The 17,763-nt window shown below is 42.6% G+C and carries 16 protein-coding genes; all 16 read right to left on the reverse strand.

Annotated features, from left to right (window positions below; all coding sequences use genetic code 11):
* Positions 1-42: 42 nt before the first annotated feature.
* On the reverse strand, positions 43-1,383 hold the full coding sequence (locus L21SP3_RS03685; protein WP_077539406.1) for an O-antigen ligase family protein: 1,341 nt from the start codon (positions 1,381-1,383) through the stop codon (positions 43-45).
* Complete coding sequence (locus L21SP3_RS03690) at positions 1,380-2,357, reverse strand: polysaccharide biosynthesis/export family protein (protein WP_161488080.1); 978 nt, start codon at positions 2,355-2,357, stop codon at positions 1,380-1,382. The genes L21SP3_RS03685 and L21SP3_RS03690 overlap by 4 nt, the downstream gene beginning before the upstream one ends.
* 77 nt (positions 2,358-2,434) lie before the next feature.
* Entirely contained in the window at positions 2,435-4,486 is a 2,052-nt protein-coding gene (locus tag L21SP3_RS03695) for a GumC family protein (protein ID WP_077539408.1), read from the reverse strand.
* Positions 4,479-5,624: an alkaline phosphatase family protein gene (locus L21SP3_RS03700; protein WP_077539409.1), complete on the reverse strand. Its 1,146-nt coding sequence runs from the start codon at positions 5,622-5,624 to the stop codon at positions 4,479-4,481. The genes L21SP3_RS03695 and L21SP3_RS03700 overlap by 8 nt, the downstream gene beginning before the upstream one ends.
* Positions 5,624-6,748, reverse strand: coding sequence for a hypothetical protein (locus tag L21SP3_RS03705; RefSeq protein ID WP_077539410.1), 1,125 nt, complete (start codon positions 6,746-6,748; stop codon positions 5,624-5,626). Before L21SP3_RS03705 ends, L21SP3_RS03700 begins: the two co-directional genes overlap by 1 nt.
* 10 nt (positions 6,749-6,758) lie before the next feature.
* The gene (gene udk / locus L21SP3_RS03710) at positions 6,759-7,373 is read right to left on the reverse strand and encodes a uridine kinase (RefSeq protein WP_077539411.1); all 615 of its coding nucleotides are present in this window, start codon (positions 7,371-7,373) and stop codon (positions 6,759-6,761) included.
* Positions 7,374-7,387: 14 nt separating this feature from the next.
* Positions 7,388-8,785: a glycosyltransferase gene (locus L21SP3_RS03715; RefSeq protein ID WP_077539412.1), complete on the reverse strand. Its 1,398-nt coding sequence runs from the start codon at positions 8,783-8,785 to the stop codon at positions 7,388-7,390.
* 27 nt (positions 8,786-8,812) lie between these two features.
* On the reverse strand, positions 8,813-9,148 hold the full coding sequence (locus L21SP3_RS03720) for an STAS domain-containing protein (RefSeq protein ID WP_123785125.1): 336 nt from the start codon (positions 9,146-9,148) through the stop codon (positions 8,813-8,815).
* A 19-nt stretch (positions 9,149-9,167) separates the two neighbouring features.
* On the reverse strand, positions 9,168-9,887 hold the full coding sequence (locus tag L21SP3_RS03725) for a sugar transferase (RefSeq protein ID WP_077539414.1): 720 nt from the start codon (positions 9,885-9,887) through the stop codon (positions 9,168-9,170).
* A gap of 2 nt (positions 9,888-9,889) precedes the next feature.
* A complete protein-coding gene (locus L21SP3_RS03730) occupies positions 9,890-11,110 on the reverse strand; it encodes a WecB/TagA/CpsF family glycosyltransferase (RefSeq protein WP_077539415.1) in 1,221 nt (406 codons plus the stop codon).
* Positions 11,107-12,225 carry a glycosyltransferase family 4 protein gene (locus L21SP3_RS03735; protein WP_077539416.1) on the reverse strand — a complete coding sequence of 373 codons (1,119 nt, stop codon included), beginning with the start codon at positions 12,223-12,225 and terminating at the stop codon, positions 11,107-11,109. Before L21SP3_RS03735 ends, L21SP3_RS03730 begins: the two co-directional genes overlap by 4 nt.
* A complete protein-coding gene (locus L21SP3_RS03740) occupies positions 12,222-13,388 on the reverse strand; it encodes a glycosyltransferase family 4 protein (RefSeq protein WP_077539417.1) in 1,167 nt (388 codons plus the stop codon). The genes L21SP3_RS03735 and L21SP3_RS03740 overlap by 4 nt, the downstream gene beginning before the upstream one ends.
* Before the next feature lie 11 nt (positions 13,389-13,399).
* Positions 13,400-14,578, reverse strand: coding sequence for a glycosyltransferase family 4 protein (locus L21SP3_RS03745; RefSeq protein WP_161488081.1), 1,179 nt, complete (start codon positions 14,576-14,578; stop codon positions 13,400-13,402).
* 149 nt (positions 14,579-14,727) lie between these two features.
* Positions 14,728-15,567 (reverse strand): glycosyltransferase family 2 protein, encoded by an 840-nt coding sequence (locus L21SP3_RS03750; RefSeq protein WP_077539419.1) that lies wholly within the window; start codon positions 15,565-15,567, stop codon positions 14,728-14,730.
* Positions 15,568-15,576: 9 nt separating this feature from the next.
* Positions 15,577-17,199, reverse strand: coding sequence for an ATP-binding SpoIIE family protein phosphatase (locus L21SP3_RS03755; protein ID WP_077539420.1), 1,623 nt, complete (start codon positions 17,197-17,199; stop codon positions 15,577-15,579).
* Between the two features lie 16 nt (positions 17,200-17,215).
* Positions 17,216-17,560 (reverse strand): hypothetical protein, encoded by a 345-nt coding sequence (locus L21SP3_RS03760; protein WP_123785126.1) that lies wholly within the window; start codon positions 17,558-17,560, stop codon positions 17,216-17,218.
* Positions 17,561-17,763 lie beyond the last annotated feature (203 nt).

Consider the following 17,763-nt stretch of genomic DNA (forward strand, 5'->3'; position numbering starts at 1 on the left):
TATAACCTTAAAAAATCACTATCCAAGGGAATATCAAAAAATCTATCCCATCATTGCCGCAGGCTTGAGCAATGTGCCTTTTCTGTTTATTCTGTCAACACAATTTATAACAGCAAACACAAACATTAGCTGATACAAATTATTTGTTTGCCGAAGAACCCATTCAAGTGTGGATTGAATATATATGGCTGTCAAGCCACCCCAGAGCCCCATCGAAATCACCTTAAGTCTCATATCTTTCGCCTTAAAGATATTTACAATATTTCTGGCATAAAATGAAAATATAAAGAGTGTAAAAATCCCGAGATTGTACCAGCCGGTCTCTGCGGCTGTCAGCAGGTAAACTGTTTCCACGATTGCCCCCTGGTTTTCGGGCGTCCCGTCCCATTCTACATCTATATGATCAGTGTATGGATAATCTGTAGTCATAAAACGCGTGAAATTATTAATCCCAACACCCAAAATATTATCGTTTGCCATTTCCTGAGCTGAGATAGCGAGCGAAACCCTTGTTTCAGCTGAGGCTTCAGGTGCATTAACAAATCTTTCCACTATAGAGTCCAGCGCCTTAAACAGCCCGCCTATCCCTGCAAGTGCGAACAGAGTGATTACAAAAACCTTGCGAAGGCTGAATCTCCACGATATCTGCTGAAGAAAAACAACAAATACACCTATAAAAGTGCACAACATACCGGCCCTTGAAAGGCTAGAAACTACACAGAAAAACTCCAGCCCTATTATAAATATCCAATAAAACATCTCTGGAATTTTCTTTGAAGACATCAGCATTGAAAAGTGTACGCAAAGAAAAACAGAAACATACATCACCATTGAATTCTGATGCGGAAATGGTCCTGAAGACTGGAATTCGCCTATCAAATATTTCTGCTGGGCAACAATAATTGCTATATAAACAGCGATAAATGAAGTGGATATAAAGGCTCTTCTTATTATTTTAGGGGTAACCAGAAGATTGTTCATAAGCCAGAAAAATGTATATACCCTTATAAACTTGAAGAGCTCAAAACCTGAAAAAAGCTTGTTTTCAGCATTGATCATCGAAAGAGCGCATCCAACAAAAAAAACACCAAATATAAGTGAGCCCTTCGGCAAACCGGTAAACTGATACTTATCCTTCTTTGATATTGCGTAGGTAAGCAGTATAATAACTGTCATATCCACCATACCAAAAGCAAATCCCCTTGAAGTGCCCCTAAACCATTCATGCGAATAGAAATTTATATCTATCAGCTTTGAAGTAAAGAATATGCAGAAGCCCAGAAAAAACCATGAGGTTTTAGGAAAGCGGTTTATAACAATAGAGCATACAGGCACAACAGTTATAAAAATCAGAAAAAACTGTATGTACTTCGCTTCTATCACCTTCTGCTTTCCTCATTGTTGGTAACGCCGGCGTAATCAAGTGTTTCGAAAGTAGGCATAATCTGACTGATCAGATCGTTCCAGTTGGCTATATGTGTTTGGGGGACATACACTATATCTCCGGGCTTCAATTTGAAGTCCAGCATTTGGCCGTCAAGTATCTTGGGATAATTTACAGTGAACACTACCGGATTGCTCAATCCGCCCCTTACAATTCTTATATCTTTCTTTCTCGCCCCAACTTTGAAGCCGCCGGAATAAGTTACTGCATGGCTGACTGTCATATTGTCACGATACGCATAGGCAGCAGCAGAAGGTACTGCACCAAAAACATATATTTCCTGATTCCTTGTGGAAGGTATGTATATATAGTCGCCGGGGAGAAGGGGTATATTATGAAGCATATCATGTTCACGTATTAGTTTTACAAAACTAACGGGAAGAGTTTTCCCGTCCCTTACTATATAGGAATTTTCAAGATCGGCCATTTCTACGGTATTTCCCCGAAACATACCAGTTCGAAATCCTCCTGCAGTTGCAATCGCATCCAGCAGAGTCATCTGACTTGAAATTGGGTAAGTTCCAGATGAGCCCACTTTACCGAGAATTGTATAGCTTCCGCTTTTCATCTGTACAGGATTTATTGTAACCCTCGGTTCCACAAGATACTTTTCGTAAGCCTTTTCAACTTTGGCGGTGGCTTCTGAAACAGAAAGCTCCATAACTTCTATATCTCCGACCAGCGGCAGAGAAATACATCCGTCTGTACGAACTGTCAGATTTGTCGAGCTCAGCTCAGTTTCGTTATACACCTCCACATCAAGCACATCAGACATTCCAATCGTATAGGGCTCCATCCGCACCTTCTGGAGCTCTCTGAGCTGTTCAACCACCTGCTGCTCAGTTCTTGGCCTTGCACCTACAAATGTATATGCGGCCTTGTCCATCTCAGGCGAATCTACTATATGCGGCACAAACCTTTCCCTGTCTGCGCAACCGAGAAAAAGCGAAACGAACAAAATGTAAATTGTGCATCTAGTCATTTTATACATCAACCCAAACTTAAATCACCAAAATTAATCACTGTACCAACTTTTTTGTCAGTCCCGGCTGAAGCAAGTTTGGTAACCTTATCCAAAGCAGATACTGTATTGCTTCCATATTTTGTTACAAGAATATTGTAGTTTGAAGAATGCATAATGCAGCTTGAAACCTGATAATTTTTCTTAGGAGAAAACAGTTCAACGAAGATGCAGTCGTATTCAGAGAAGCTGTTTTTGAAGTTATCAACCATCTCAGGCAGTATATTCATCTTGCTTACGTTGCTGTCGATAATATAATATAGCCTTGAAACCCTCTCATTTATCTTAACGGGTTCGGGCAGAATCATATTCTCTTCGCGGAAATCTTGGAAATTGATTATGGATTCCTTCGGCACCTGAATAATCCTTTTTGCATCCTCTTCTACTACTCTCTTAAGGATCAAAAACCTCTTGCCGGTAACAGATTTCATATCTGTAATATCATCCATAATCGTGCTTTTGCCTTCTTTATTCTTCACCGAAGAGAAACTTACCATTGTATTGCGACTGCTGCTTGTCTGCTGGTCTATCTTGTTTACCACAACCTGCAGCGTGGCGAAATAAGTGGTAAGCGTAGAATTTTTCTTCTTGGGAAGGGTGCCGATAAATTCTACAGCATTCATAGAATCTAGGTCCCCCGGGACTTTCACACCCGGGCTGAATATCGCATAAACCAGCACAAATACAACTCCGAAGAAAGCGGTTCCAAAAGTTGAAACAATTGCCAGAATTTTCCTCCCTGTTGGCTCAGGGAATACCGGAGCAACCGCCCTTTCAAGAATGCCTATGTCGTGAGAGCTTGAGTCCTTGGCAATCCTAACCTCAGATATCCGCCTGTCTATTACATCCAAAAGCTCCCTTGAGACATCCACTTTATGCTTGGCATTCATATATTCTTCCTGAACATTTGATATGCCTTTAAGCTCAGAACGAATCTCCTCTATGCGATTTTTTCGTTTTAAAATAGTCTCATCCAAAACAACGTACTCATTCTTCATAGAAGTAAGCTGGGCCTCAAGGTCCTGACGAACTGTATTGAGTGATATTGTCCTGCTGTCGGGAACTTCCTTTTCCTGAACGTTCTGTTCTTTATATTTTTTAAGCTGCTTGAGCTTTAGTTTCATCTCCTTAATTTTCGGATTGTTTTCGGTGTATCGCTGAAGACTCCTTTCCAGCTCCCTTTCAAGCAGCTCAATTTCTTTGCCGCTTTCTCTGGTGAGCGTTTCGCTAACTTGAACCTTCTCCGGCAGGTCGGCAATCCTCTTTTTCATATCATCAATTTTGGATTGGAGCTCTTCTTTCCTCATAAGGGCTTCCTGATAAGCCACCTCAGCATCGCTGAGCTGCCCCATTTTCATCTCCAGCTCCTGATCGGGCTGGATAACTCCCAGTTTTTCCTTAACCCTCTTGAGCTCGTCTTCAGCATCGCTGACTTGCTGAAAAACTTTCTCCCTTTGGCTTAGGTAGTACTGATAAACCTCCTGAGCAGATTCGTTGAACACCTGCGAATATGTTTCAATAAACACCTCGCACATAGTGTTTGCAATATCTTTGCAGATCTGAGGGTCTTTGTATGTGGACTTAACGTAAAACGTGTCTGAGCGGTTTCCTGCCCTAACTTCAATAATCCCGTAGAGATCTCTTACGCTAAGCTCGAGGTCCAGCCTGTCTTTAACCTTCTCAAGATTTCTTCTTATCTTTACAGTCTCCAGCACAGTATTGGCATCGACTTGAGGATAAAGATAAGGGCCTTCTTCATTTCGACCGAGCCTTACCATAATCGCCTGAGTGGTGTAAACCTTGGTTTTGTATTTAGAGATATAAAAGAACGAAGCAAGCCCTGAACCAATCGAAATCATGGTAATCGGCAGAAGCCAATACAACAAGAGCTTAAGTATATACTTGAAATTAAGCCTTATCAGAAGGTTCATACCTCCCATTTCCTGCTGGGCATGCATCAGATTCCTTGCAGCAGGGTCAAATGAGTGGTTTAATTGCTGATCATGGTCAGGTTCATACATTAAAGATCTCTCGCTCTAAGACTCTTCTAATATCAGTTATTGAATTAACGTCTTCAGGCATCTGCCTGTCGGACTTTATAAAACAGTAAGAATCTTTATCATCGGGATGATAGCCGTGCATACCTGGAATACTCTTGAGTCCCATAAAGCTGGGCACTATCAAACATCCTTCATTCATCAGGAAAATAACTTCTCCAAACTTGCGGTCTTCAAAGAAAACATGCATTTTTTTGAGCTCTTCATCGCTGACTATATACCCTTTGCTGCATTCACCCAGTTTTTCTGTTATCTTACTTCTCGCTTCCTCGTTCATAAACCAGAATCTTGCCATGGTAGAATCGTACATTGCAACATAATCTTCTCCGAAACTGAGCCCGAGGGTTTCGATTTGCGAGATCAGGTCAACCGATTCGGTAACGTTGGCCATACCGTGATCTGATATAGTGTAAAACGCCACTTCATCATATTTCTCTTCCGCAAGCTTTTTAACCTCACTAACCTGCTCCTCGAGCCACCTGATCTTCTCCTCTACCTGCGGGGCATTATTCCCGTATTCGTGCATAACAGCATCCAGCTTCGGGAGATAGAGATACATAAATTCAATCCTGCGCTCTTTAATCGTTTCTTTGGCTATCTCAAGATTTCTCTTCTCTGGCAAACGCCAATTGGAGCAGTGGTATGGTATATCTTCGCTGTAGAGCTTGTCGAAGATTGTATCTGTGGCAAGGATGCCGCCCGGGACAAAATAATCTTGTTTTTCCAAATAATCAAAATAAGGCAGAACCTCAAACGGGACGCTGTATATCTGAAAGTAACCTGTGAAGCCGTAAAACTTTGCTAGAATTTTACTGAGCCAATGCCTTACGCGTCCCCTGTCAAAAATCTGCCTCGGAAGTATGGAAAGCAGTTTCATCATTCTGAACGGCGACTTATCCGGTGCATAGTAAAAGCAGGACCAGTGAGTATGCTCATCTGGGTAGCGGCCAGTCAGTATTGACGGGTCTGCCGCTGATGAGAAGCCGAAGGTTGTCTGAAGCTTTTTTGCCTCCGGAAGAATGTTGTCTAAAAAACCATACCTCTTGTAAACTTCCCAGCCGAATGCATCGATAAACGTGCATATTGTTATCTTCTTACCCATTAGTTAAACCTTTCCCACAGACACATAAACCTGCTGCGTTTTTGATTTTCGCTTTCACATCCCAGCGCCCGGCAAACCTGCCTTAAATTTAAAGTCTTATCCCCGAGAAAATGAGGAAGCACATAAAAGAGCCTGTATCTTGGATACTTCAAATACCATTTTAATGAGAAATTCTTAAAGCCGCACGTGCGGCAGTTTAATGCAACATTTTTGAGAATCTGCTTTGCGCTTACCTTTTCCAGACGCTTATTTTTTATCGAATCCAACACCACATCAAAACTTTCTTCCGTTCTGTAAAGCCTGCTCATTGTATAGCAGTAAATTTGAAGATGCAAACCAACAGTTTTCTTGAGCAGCTGCTCTAACTGTTCTTTTGAAAACATATTTCTCTGAGGCCGGAATTTGTATTCCATTGAATCTGCAAAAAGCTGTTCAAGCCCAAATTCGGCCACTTCAGGCCTCTTCTGGAGGGAATTAAAGATTTCAAGTCTTTTGCGGTATGAAAAATGATACTGCCCTTCCGCCATAATCAGTGAATCACCCTGAGCCATCAAAGCTTTATAAATATTCCGCGTTACAAATTCATCATTTTCCCTGTCGAGACTGCTTTCTTTGAGCCTTTCAGAAGCGAGGATCAGCCCTGCACCTCTATTTAGAAGCAGCTTTGCAGCCTCGATAAGGCTTATTTGGCTGCCTTCATAATCGGGCATTATATCAAGGGTGTTTTTATTTCCCCAGATAATTTTATGCCCGTATTTGAGCTCATAGTTAAAGAGAGTAAAAGGTGCCTTCTTCATCTGTGATACAGTTTTAAGCGGCCCGAAATCTACCTCTATACCGCATCTTTCCTCAAGGGAGGGGGAAAGGGCGTTGAGTTTTTCCTGATAATCAGAAGCCTTAGCCCCGTCTTTGATTACGACAAACATATCGTAATCGTTGTAAAGCTTTTCTTCTCCGTCTTCAAAAAATACGCCTCCCTCCTGCCTGCCATATCCTCCTGCAAGAACTACCGCCTCAAGCGAGTGTTCAGTGATAACAGACAGAACCGCCTGATTAATCAGCTCGCAGTGGCTGTCTATGAGAGAATCAATCTTATCTCCGTAAACTGTATATCTGCTCGCCATAGATACCTTTCTATCCTGATTTTCTCAAATCAGAGATCTTGTCAATTAATTCATCGGTAATCCGCTCCATATCCCCTTCGCCGCTGAAAACACAATCGGCTTTTGTCCTGCTGGGGCAGATATACTTATCGTGCATAGGCCTTACAGTACTGAGGTACTGATTGATTACAGACTCAACATCTCTGCCGCGCTGGCTGGTATCACGAATTACCCTCCTTGCAAGCCTGATGTCTGCCGCACATTCCACAAAAACCTTCAGCGAAGCAAGCTCGAGCAGGCTCTGCTGACATAGAGTGAAAAGCCCTTCAATAAAAACAAATTCGGCAGGCTGAACAATCTTAGTTTCTGAGGTTCTGGTATGAGTGGAGAAATCATAAACAGGCAATTCAGCAGGCATAGAGTCTGAAAGACTCGCAGCAGCGGAGCAAAGCCAGCTTTCATCAATTGCCGAGGGCATATCGAAATTGTGATTAAGAAGCTGCTCTTCTGAAAAAGATGACAAATCTTTGTAGAAGTTATCGGTGGGTATTACAACGCACTCCGGCTCCATTCTGCTCTGAACAGTAGAGCATAGCGTTGATTTGCCCGAGCAACTGCCTCCTGCTATTAATATTAATGTGGACATCCGTGTTCACCATTTCACTGATTATTGTAAAAAAATCTGTTAAAGATAGCCCCGAACAAAACCTGAATATCCATAAGCGGCGTTCTATGATAACAATAAAAGGAATCGTTAAGCATATCCTGATCTATGTCTTGATTTGGCGAAATACTCTCAGAATAACTGAAAATCCCCGGCCTGTAAAATTGGAGCGTTTCGATGAAATTTCTGGTTTTATCAGTGTCCTCGTAGAGGGTATTGCCGGTTAGATGTAGATTTCCCTTGAAAGCCTCTATAAGCAGCGGGAATTTATCCAAAGACAGCTTAACAAACAGATTCAGAATAAAGTTGCTTCTGTTTACAACATTCACCCTGACTGTTCGAAGGTTTTTGGAAATTATAAAGCTTTTGCGTTTGAAATTAGCTCTGCTGGCATTAACAAAAGGCCAGAAAACGCTGTAAGGCACGCAATAAACTATAATAAGGAAAACAGTAATAAAGTAATGCGCCGCTTTTCTTATGGCTGCTGTTCTTGCCTTCTCGGCAATTTTGGAAGTAAGGAAGCTGTCAACAATTTCAATCCTGTCGCCAGTATCCGGCGAAATGAGGTAATTCTTATAAACAATCTTGTTCACAAGCTCAACGCCCGGGCCGATATAGCTGTTTCCATATATGATGCTTGAGGATACAGTAGCATCAGAGTCTATGATGATATTATCACCAATTATGGTTTCTGCACCTATAGAGCAGGAATTTCTGAGCTGGACATTGTTGCCTATCATAACCGGCTTATCAATCCTGCTGCTTTTTGCAAGCGCAACATTCTGCCCGATGAATACATCCCTCTCACTGCTGTATCCGGGAAGAACAAAATTAGCGGCTCTTTCCCTTATAATCGACCTGCTGAGGGCAAAGTAATCCTGAATGCCGTCGATTCGGGAGATTGAGAGCGTGGAATCAAGAAACTCCTCGAGGCTTTCCAAGTCAACCCGTCCCTCTGTATCACGGCTATTGAGGGAATAAATCCTGAAATCCCCTTCCTGAAGATAGCCCGTGGATGCGTTTATAAAATCGGAATAATCCACCTTTTCCTTGTCGTAATTGATAAAACCGAATCCATCTATTACGAGAAGATCAGAGCTGCTGCAGAATCCCATGTTTTTCAGGAACACCTTAGCAAGCGAATCTTCTTTCCTGGAAAGGTTGTAAGATATATCGACACCCAAAATCTCTCCGCCGCCGAGGAAGTTGCTTATGCTTCCGTTATCATCAACAGTAACTACCCTTATCTGTTTTATACCTATCAGCGCGCAGAAATCCACATAATACTCGAGAAGCGGTTTATTCGCTATTCTGAGCTTATAAGGCGACTCATCCGGGAAAAAACTTTTCACCCAGTCAGTATTGTCAGGTCTGCAATAAATAAGAGCCTTCATAGAACCCCTTCAGCAGGAAGAACACATTTACAAACTAAAACTCTCAACCGCTGTATCCAAATCGTCATAGATATCAAAGACCTTATGAGCACGGGTAATCTCAAAAACCATTTTCGGCTTGGGAGAAAGATTAACTATCTTAAGATCCCCGCCCTTTGGTATGGTTTTTTTGAGACATGAAACCAATCCTCCAAGACCTGTACTGTCTATAAACTCAAGTTTGTCAAGGTTGAAAACAAACTTGCTGTTTGTTTCAATATACTTGTCGAATTGAGTTTTGAGGTTTTGCACAGTGTTAGAGTCCAGCCTGCCTTCTAAAGAAAGCACGCAAACATCATCCCGTATTTCCATGTCGAACTTCATAAAGTTCCTTTCTTTTTTATTAGTATCCCCCTTTGCCAAGCAAAACTGCCGGTATTGTCTTTAGCAGTAATTTAACATCCGTAAAAAAACTCCGGCTTTTTATATAGTCCAAATCCAGCTGCACCTGCTGTGTGAATGGTATATCGCTTCTTCCTGAAACCTGCCATACGCAGGTTATCCCCGGGCGAACATGAAGCCTTTTTCTCTGCTCCAATGTGTATTGAGCCACCTCCGCAGGCAGCGGAGGCCTCGGGCCTACAAGGCTCATATCCCCTTTCAGCACGTTTAGCAGCTGAGGAAGCTCATCTATGCTGAACTTCCTGATAAATCTGCCTATTGGGGTAACTCTTGGATCTTTTTTCATCTTGAAAATCACCCCATCTGAGGATTCATTGGATTCGAGAATTTGTTCCTTAATCTTGTCTGCATTTACAACCATAGACCTGAATTTATACATATCGAAAAGACGCCCGTTTTTACCCACCCTTTTCTGAACGAATAAAACAGAGCCCTTATCGTGCAGATAAATTGAAAGCGCAGTAATAATAAAAACAGGAGACAAAATCAATACAGCCGTCAAAGAGCCAGCTATATCAATCACTCTCTTCAGGAATAAGGAAAAAATCAGAGTCCATTCCCAACTATAGACCTTCATCTTTCTCTTAAACAGCTCCGACTTAGTCGGGGCTGTTACAACTTCATCGAGAAGCTGCTGTCGAACAATAGGATCGATGTCCATATTCAACCCTTATCTAATTGCTTCTTCCATTTGCGTACACGGTGCAGAAACACCGGGTTTCCCAAAATATAACGCCGCCACATCCGCCCGGGCTCCTGAATAAGGCGGTAAATCCACTCGCCGCCTAAATCCCTGAGCCAGCCGGGGGCTCTCCTGATATTGCCCGAATAGAAATCGAACAATCCGCCCACACCCATTACTACGGGCGGGGAAAGCCTGCTTCTGTTTTCATAAATCCATTTTTCCTGTACAGGTACGCCAAATGCCACAAGAAGCACCTGAGCACCTGTTTTATTTACAGCCTCGATGACAGACTCAGTTTCACCGTCTTTCTGGAAGTAGCCGTCTCTATAGCCTGCTATTTTAAGACTGGTATATTCCTCTCTCAGTATAGATACCATCCGGGCTGCAATGCCTGGTTTTGCGCCAAGAAAGTACATCGAATAACCCCTCTGCTGGCACATACTGCACAGCAGGGGAAACATATCTGTTCCGTTTACATTTTGTTTGAGAGTCTGTCCTGTCATTTTACTGCCTATGTTTATTCCTACTCCGTCAGGAAATACATAATCGGCACTTCGTAGTATATCAAAATAATACTTGTCTGTGAAGGTTTTATTTAAACAATCAGGATTTATAAAAAAGTACATGCCTTTATTAGAGTTTTCAACACCATTTTGAATAAATCCCAAGGCCTCGTTCATAGTGCAGTTATTGAACGTAACGTCTAAAAGTGTAACAGTGTCTTTGATGGAGGTTTCATCGGATTTATATAGTGAAGCGGGTATGTATTTTATTATTATCGCAAGATCCTTTTTAAGCCCCCTGCCGCTAAGCTGGAGAAGATCTATATCGGTTTTTTCGGCGTGATGTATTTTTGTATGTTTTTTTACATACCACAAATTGAAAATTCCGGGTTTTAAGCTGGTTATCTCTTTGGGCAGCTGGCCTTGCGAATATTCATCGCAGAAGTAAAAACTTGTGCCCACAAGCGTAATATCGCCCTTCAGCAGGCTGAAAAACAGCGGCAGCGAAGAGAAAAAAGTGTTCCGCATTCCAAACCAGCACACCTTAACCTCGCTGCAATCTTTGCCGAAAATCTTTCGGCAAGTCAAAAAATTTCTGCCGAACAATAAAGACACAGCCCCCCATATCACGGCGCATGGCAGACCGAAAAGAAGCAGTACTGCAATGGAAGCAAGTATGTCAATAAATCGCCTCATCTGCCGCTCCTGATGCTGGAGAACTGCTCTAAAAGTGTGTCAGCGTGTTTTTCCCAGCTGAAGTCCTCAATCCTGTCCTTTCCCTTCTCTATGAGCGATTTGCTGAGATTTTCATCCTTTATAGCCATCTCGATCTTTTCTGCAATCTCGTTCGGATTTTTTGGGTCGAACACCAAAACAGCATCTCCGCCAATCTCTTCAAGCGAAGTCCCTTTAGAGCAAACACAGGGTACGCAGCAGTACATTGCCTCCAAAAGCGGAATCCCAAACCCCTCGCAAAATGAAGGAAACGCATACACCGAAGCCCCTTTGTATAGATGAGGCAGGCAGGAATCTTCAACAAAGCCCAGAAAATTTATTCGCTCTTTTTTCTCTGATCTCTCAGCAGCCTCCCTTACAGCTCTCGCACCAGACCAGTCGCTTCCGACAAAAACAAGCTGATACTCAGAATAATAATCATCTAAAAGCTCAAAGGCCTTAATTAAATTCAGATGATTTTTCCCCGGGTGCTCAATCCTAGATAAATACAAAATATAAGGCGGCTCAACCTTCAGCTCAGCAAGCTTTTCCGGCGAATATTCAACATCAAGACGGTCTCTCTCAAAGCCGTTGTAATTTACAAATATCTTGCCCTGGTCGATATTGTAATATTTGCGGATATCATTCTCTGTGCTCTTGCTGATTGCGCAAATCTTATCGGCCTTATTTAAAAATTTTCTCAAAAACTTAAAAACGTACCAAGTCCTCAATGTGTCGTATTTTTCGGATACGTGGAACTGAGAGAGGTCGTGAAAAGTAACAACAGACGGCCTAGAGAACCACGAAAAGAGCCTTCTGTTTGCCGCTGGAAGAAAGATAAAATCACATTTGCCAGCAGCAGGCTGCAGAGGCAGAACAAACAAATGCCAGAGGGCATTGAACCCGGGAGCGCCGAAAAAATCGGGGTATTTTATAAGCTTAATACCTTCGATGCCCTCGAAATATTTGGCATCCGAGACCAAAACAGCAAGCTCTATCTCAGCATTCTTCGCAAGCTCCCGAACTACGTTGTAAATGTAGTTTGAGATGCCGCTTTTGCCATTGTCGAAAGCCATTGCGCTGACGAATATCTTCATAGAGCATTCTCCGCAAGCTCGAGGCAAATCTTTCTCATAGCAGATTCAAATTTTTCAGGCGTATAATTTTCTTTCACGATTCTTCTGCCTTCCATTCCCAGTTTTCTTCTCAGTTCGGTATTATCTTTCAGCTTTTCCAAAGCGCAGGCAAAACCTATCACATCCCCTTCACGAACGAGAAACCCGTTTACGTTATCTTTGAGCCATTCTCCGATACCGCCAACATCAAAACCCACAACCGGCTTTCGGTGTGCGCCCGCCTCCACGCCAACAAGGCCGTACGGCTCCTGCCAGCGGGAAGGAACTGCAACAACATCACAGCTTTCGTAAAGCTCTTCGGGACTGCTGCACCAGCCTGAAAATTCCACCTTATCAGCTAACCCCTCTGAAGCAGCCAGCATCTTGAGATTTTCTGAATCGTTTCCGCGTCCTGCTATTTTGCACTCCCAGCCCGGACTGAGATATTTCAAGGATTTTATCAGAAGATCAACCCCTTTGCCCTTTATGAGCTGGCCAATATATAATATCTTAAATTTTTCACTTTTGCCGCTTGAAGGCGTTTTAGAAGGAGCAATTATAGGCTGAAGTTTTGTAATCCTGGACGTATCAAATCCGTTCGCAGAGAGATTATCACGCATATAATCAGAGAGAACCATGAAGCGGCTGCTTCTTTTCAGCCGGCGAAACATAGAGCAGAAACGTTTTACATTCAAAAACGAAACTTTAAGGGGGCTTTCCGGATTTTTCTCTATCATACCCGAACAAAGCAGGCAGTACAGGCCTGCTGGTTTATGGCAGTTTCGTCTTGTAACAGGGAAATATTTATGCTTTCTAAGACAATAGTAATCATGGTCGTGGAATAGAACAATCGTTTTAAATCTCTTGCTAACCTCTTCAAGCAGCTGGGGCGAGAAGATCTTATGCACAAAAGCAATTTTCACTCCATCATTTTTCAGGGAATCAAGGCTCTCTTCAAGCCTTCCGGAATTGGCAAATACACAGTCTTTAAAGGCCTTTCCAAAAGAGCTCTCAAATTCCTGCTGCTTTTCGAAAAGACCCCAGCATTCCCAGCCAGCTTCAGTAAGACTTTTAACGGACTTGAAAACAAAAGATTCAACTCCGCCAAAGAAACCGCATTTGTGATTTACATAAAGAATCTTCATTAAAACGCCCGCTAAACCTGATTAATCAAGCTTTCGAAAGTTTTTACGTAGAGGTTAGTTAGATACTGATAGGTATATTTTTCCCTAACCAGCTTCTCCCCCTCTCTTGCCAAATCCGGGAAAGCGTCCCTGTTTTGGAAGGCCTTTTCCATTTTTTCGGCCAGATGGGAGACATCCGCCCTTCTGAATGTGTAGCCGTTTACATCTTCCTGAACGAGATTCGGATCCACAACATCGCTCTGAAGCACCGGCGTACCGCTTATCCAGCTCTCCACAACTACCGCACCTGAATTCATAAAACGAACCGGTATAACATGGATATCTGAATGCCTCAGCCAGCCGATTACCTCCTCTCTTTGCACCATTCCTGTGAAAAGCACTCTGTCTTCAAGCCCGTTCTGCTTTATTAAGGCCTTCATTTCAGAGGTTATTTGAGGGTCGTAATCCTGCCTGCCTACAAAAACAAACTTTGACCCCGGAAGCTTATCTGCAACCTCTGCGAAGGCCTTCAGAGCTATGTCCTGCCCCTTTATCCTGCAGACGCGTCCCAGAGAAAGGAATACAAATTCGTTTTCCTCAATCCCGTATTTCGATCTTGGGTTTGGAGCATCAAAATTATCATATTCTTCAAGCCGTATAGGCACAGGTGAATAGCCTACATTGCGGTTGTATTTCTTGAAAAACTCAATCTCCTTGTTTGATATTGCGAAGATATAGTCAAATCGTTTGAGAAAAATCTTCTGATACCACCTCGCCTCCTCACGCTCCATAATGTTCGGGTCTATATCACCAGTCTGGAGGATTATCTGGCTGTAATCGAGCCAGTCGAAACAGCAGAGAACGTTTTTCTTTCCGGACAATTTGGCCGCAAGGAATCCGAGCATATTATTTTTGCTCAGTGCGGGAAAATACATCACAACATCATAACCGCCCGTAAGTATCTTAAAAAAGACCGAAGGCATAAATGTTTCTGTTTTTATGTTGGGGTATTCACCATTGGGGTTTTTCCAGTCTTTGAGGCGGAAAAGCTCAAATCCGCTGAGCTTTTCATAATCCGCTGCGTCAATGCGTTTCGGGCAGAAAACCGCCACCTCATGCTGCTTTGCAAGACTGCAAGCCTGATAGTAAATGTTGGTTTCAGCTCCTCCCACCTCAGGATAAAATCTGTTGGTAACAATAGCTATTTTCACTTTACTCAGCTCCAAAACAGAACCTGATTATCAGCTGAGTTCACATACATCAAAGTGAATTCAGCAGAAAACTGATTAATACCATCTATACTAAAAATAAATATTCTATGTACAACCTAATTCTTGTAAAAAAGCCGGAAAGGGGGCGTCTAACTGTAATATTCCTTGATTCCTCTGTACACACTGCTTCTCTGAAGCCAGCGGTATTTCGGCGCCCATAGGAACAAATCCGGCCTGCCGATTTTTAAAAGATATATCCAGTCTCTCAAAGTCTCTGCTGCTGCCGGTTTGATAACGCAGGAAAGAAAGTTTTCTTGTGCGGGCCTTCTGCCATAAATTGCAGGCTCAGCGAGACCTTCGCCGTAAAATCTTTTCTTTATTTCTTCAACAGTATAATTATGAGAATGCTCAACCACTGCCCCCTCTGCAAAAGCAATCTTCTCACCCCTCTGCCGTGCGCGCCAAGCCCACTCCACATCCTCAGAATACTGCACTTCTTCATTGAATGGATGCTCAAGCAATGAGCTCTTTCTGATTGCACTTGTGGCGAGTGAGAAAAAATTCCCCCATTTGAGCGATTTACTGCTGAAAGCCCTGCTGTAATCCTTTACTACAAGCGGGTCTGCATCTTTTCTTGGCACCTGTTTGCCGTAAACAGCGGTTACCTGCTTATCATCGAAAGGCTTTATCAAATTCTCAAGCCAATATTCGCCCTGAATAACACAGTCAGAATTATTGAAAACTATTAACTCGCCCCTGCATTTGCTAACCGCTTCATTGAGCACTTTACCCGGGACATACCTGCCTTCTATTCGGTAGGCATCAGAGCAGAATGAACACAGCTTTTCGTATGTCCCGTCTGTTGAATTGGAATCCGGGCATACAAGCTGAAAATCCTTAAAGCTCTGCTTGGATATCATCTCAAGGGTTTGCTCAATGAATTCTATATCATTGCACGCCCTTACAACTATGCTTACTTGAGGGTTCATAAAGCCCGCCTAATCATTATTTAGATACACGGAGGTTTCATTCATACTGTCAAAACGCTGCCTTTTTATCGCCTTGGATATGCTCTTTATAATTGCCATTCCCCTGCCGGATTCTGAGAACTTATCCATCTTTTCGAAAAACCCCTCTAAGCTCGCCTGGAGAATATCGGGTTTCCATTCAACACCATTGTCTATAAAACGAAGGTTCACCCCGCTTTCATCAAATAAAAGCTGTATCAAAACCAAAGGCACCTCCTTGGGACGTAATCCGTGAGATATTATGTTTGTAACAAACTCGCTTGTAACCAGCTCCGCCTCTGCGGCAAGCTTGTTTGACCAGCTCTTCTCAAAACAGAGCCTTTCAATAATCTTGCTTGCCAAAGACACATTATCGAGTTTATAGTCAGCGGCTTCAAATTTGCTTATCCCCGATTCGGTTGCCCCTGTAAGCTGGCTCAGCTCAAAAGTGAAGGTGTCTGGTTTGGAGCTCTTCTCAAAGCTCAGCATAGAGAAATCGTCCTGACTGATCTGGTAGCCTGCATTGTAGAGCCAAGACTTTACCTTATGCGGCAGGAGAAGGCAGGTATCAGGGATTATTACGCTCTCAAGCAGGTCTATGAATCCATCGATACCCAGCTCTTCGCTGTCCTGCCCTTCGCATTCAATAATCCCGTCTGTAAGAAGTATGTAAATATTATCTCCTGAGAGCCTTATCTGGTCCTGTTCTTCTTTGCAGTATTCCAGAGAAGCATCCCAGCCTATGGGTATCGAACCTTTGTTTGTGAGCTTAGAGCCTTTTCGCTGATTGCAGTTGAATTGTATGATGGGCAGATGGCCTGCATTGAAAAAGGTAAATTCATCGCTGCTCAAATCAATCACGCCGGCAAGAAGGGTCATATAGTGATTCTCGAACAAATTTCCTGCAAGCGTTTTGTTGAGTATGTTCATCAGCTCGTAGGGCTCGATTTCGCCGTCTTTTTCTTCGATTATAACCCTTATGGTTGATTTAACTGCCGCCATAAGAAGGGCTGCCTGAGCCCCGTGCCCTGAGATATCACCAATATATATAAAAATCCTGTCCGCAGAGAGCTTGATAATATCGTAGAGATCCCCGCCGATCTGGGTTGAAGGGGAATAGCCGGAACAGAAATTCATATCAGTATCTACTACAAACTGTGGCGGGAGCATATGAAACTGAATTTTTGAAGCCACCTTCAGATCTCTGAGAAGGCTTGAATAAAGCTCCCTTATCTTATTCTCAGCCTCTTTGTTCTTAAGTATATTGTTCGTTCTGGCCTTGAGCTCCAAATCATCAACCGGCTTTCTGATATAGTCTATCGCACCAGCCTCAAAACCCTTGCGGAGATAATCGCTGTCGCTCAGCGCTGTAACCAAAATCACCGGGATGTTTTCATTTATTTCTCTGATTTTTGCGCAAACCTGAAACCCGTCAATCTCAGGCATCATTATGTCCAGATATATTAAGTCGTATTTATTTCGCTTAACCATCTCAAGACACTGAAAACCGGATTCTGTTGAGTCTACTGCAAAATCCTCCCTGTATTCCAGCATAGACTGAAGCGTAAAGATGTTAGATGGTTCGTCATCTACGACCAAAAGCCTTTTAAGCATAAATCAATCTCCGTTTTTATCTTGTATCACTAGGCAAATCGGCTGCATAATGCAAAAAGTCTATCCACATATCGAACACCCTTTCCATTATTGTCGGTGCAATCAGAAAGCTTATGCCTGCAACCAGAAGCATATATAGCAAACAGAAAAGCGTATAAATCGGCCTTATCAGCATCAGGCAGGTGCTGGCGATAAATATAGGTATAAGTATGCAGTACAGACCGACTAAAATGTAGTTCGATACAAATCCGCTGTATTCATAGCTTTCCCCTACGGAAAAGTAAATCTCAAGACAGAAGAAAAAAAGCGGTACAGATATAAAAATAAAGACAAACAGTCCTCCCCTTACAAAAGGGGACATTGTGCCGGCAACAGAAAAATTGTTCGAAATATTCTGCCTTCTGTTCCTGTAGAACTTGTCCCCAAAATTTTGGGAAGAAAATATATTTAATGGATTAAAGCCCAATTAATTCCCCTCTTACGTATTATCCGTATATACTAATATATCTTTGACAATTTTCAATCGTTTTATATTACTTTGATTGCTCATTTATGTTTCAAATA

The sequence above is a fragment of the Sedimentisphaera cyanobacteriorum genome, assembly GCF_001997385.1.
In the GTDB taxonomy this organism is placed as follows: Bacteria; Planctomycetota; Phycisphaerae; order Sedimentisphaerales; family Sedimentisphaeraceae; genus Sedimentisphaera; species Sedimentisphaera cyanobacteriorum.